Origin of the sequence: uncultured Campylobacter sp. (genome assembly GCF_937890585.1) — a bacterium.
GTDB lineage: Bacteria > Campylobacterota > Campylobacteria > Campylobacterales > Campylobacteraceae > Campylobacter_A.
Map to the genome: position 1 here is coordinate 1 of NZ_CALACG010000038.1, position 2,088 is coordinate 2,088.

Here is a 2,088-nt window from a genome sequence, read left to right on the forward strand (position 1 = left end):
GCGCTGGCTTGCTAGCTGTGCTTTCTATGAGCTCTGCAACTTTCTTTTGGTTGTAACTAGCTGCGATGCTTGTCATTGTATTTTTTGATTTTTTAAGGGTAAGCTCTAGCTTGTCATCACTATAGTTTTTGCCAAGATCAAAAAATGCATACTCTTTTGAAAGGGTATCTTCATAGCCTTTGAAATTTCCAGTTGCAGTAAATGTCTTTGATTTTGTGCTGTCGTTATAGAGCCTTTGCATGATCTCTAAGCTTGGCTCACTTATGTTTATAAATGAGTTTTTCTCAAAGTTTAGATCTAAATTTGAAGCGCCGTTTGAGACGATGTAGCTACCGCCTGATTTGATAGTGGCTTTTACTACGTCATTTGAGCTTTTTTTGGTCACTTCTCCTAAAGATAGTTGCAAGGTAAATTTATTTCTACTAACCTTTGGCACGCTCATTTGTCTTACAATTTCTAGTGCGCCACCATTTTCTACTATCACGTCGCTTGATTTTAGAGATTGATTAAGAGCTGTGATCTTGCCGCCTTTTATTATGGTCTTGCCAGTGTAAGAGTTGTCTCCTGCTAGGCTTAGTGTGCCTTGACCTCTTTTTATAAGAGTACCTTCGTAGCCCTCACTTGCCCTTAGCTCTCTTGCTCTTTCTCTAGCATTACCTATCTCTAGCTCGGCTTTTTGCTCTGGTGTTAAATTTGCTATTTTTTCTAGCTCAGCCTTGCGCTCGGTCCAAATTTTAGCCTCTGCATCATCTTCTGTCTTTCTAAATTTGATAGCCACATCGCTTATGTTGTTTGAGTAGATATCATCGCTATTTAAATTTACATCAAACACTCCTAGAAGCTGACCTGGTCCAAACATCGCCTTATATAGGTCCACTACGCCCCAGCCCCAGCGCTCATCAGGTACTCCAAGCGCAGCACTAAAGCCTGAAATTTTTCTAGTATCTGCTGGCTCTTTGAAATCATCATGAATTTGCCTTGCAGTAGTTAGTAGCACCTCTCTTATCTGAGCGTTACTCATATATGGGTATCTTTGCATGATGACACCAAGTGCGCCAGTGACGTGTGGAGCTGCCATTGATGTGCCGCCTTTTGTGCCGTAGTCTGCCTTGCCAGTTTTTAGATCAACGACGGTTGAGTATATAGGTTTTGCAGGTGCTGCCACGCTCCACCATTTTGAGTGGCCAGGTGTGTTGTAGCGCTGTGTGTCGCCCTCTAGCTGACCAGTGACGTTTAGCCAGTACTTCTCAGCATCAGGTTTAAAGTACGGGAGCATCGCTCTTGTATATGGCTCTTTCATCCCGTCTCTGTTGCCAGCAGTAAAAATTTGGATGACGCCATATCTTGTAGCAACCTCATAGGCTGCATCTAAGAAATTTTTGCCATTTACTACAAATGGATAGTAGCTTTTATATGCAGCATCAAGATCTTTGATGTCTAGGTTATTGCCGCCATCATACCCAGTAGCACCTTCGTAGGCTTTGTAAAATTTACGGTTTGAGCCCCAGCTGTTATTTATCGCTCTAGCTCCACTCTTTGCTAGTCCTTCGTATGAATTTAAAAAGAAGTTGTAGTCTTGATTTGGACCATATGTCATGCCGTCAGTGCCGCCGGTATTGCCCATTATAAGTCTTGCATCAAATGCTACGCCGTGCATGCCCACACCATCTCTTGACGCAGCTATCGTGCCAGCTACGTGAGTGCCGTGAGAGTCATTTACTCCAGCTATCCAGTCACCATCTATGTTAAATTCTTCACCTTTTTTAAAGTCACCAAAGTCTTTTTTATTTTTATCTCCGCTGCCTTTTCCGACTAATGGTGAGTTGCCATACTCGGTATCGGGGTATCTTTGACCATCTTTATGGTAGCTACCAGAAACTTTTAGCGCACTTACTCTGCCATCACTAAATTCTGGATGGCTAAGTAGCACACCAGAGTCCATCACACCAAGCGTTACGCCTTTGCCAGTTGCTCCAAGAGCATATGCAACGGCTGCGTTCATGCTCACTAAACCCCAGTCGGCCTTGTACTCATCGCTCTGCCAGCTTTTTATATCGCCAAATTTACCTCTGTTTTGCTCGCTAGCAC

1 protein-coding gene is annotated in these 2,088 nt (G+C 43.2%); it reads right to left on the minus strand.

The genetic code is table 11. The features are described from left to right. Positions 1 to 2,088: S8 family serine peptidase (locus tag Q0296_RS01015; RefSeq protein WP_298035715.1), on the minus strand; the 2,088-nt coding region annotated here is incomplete at both ends.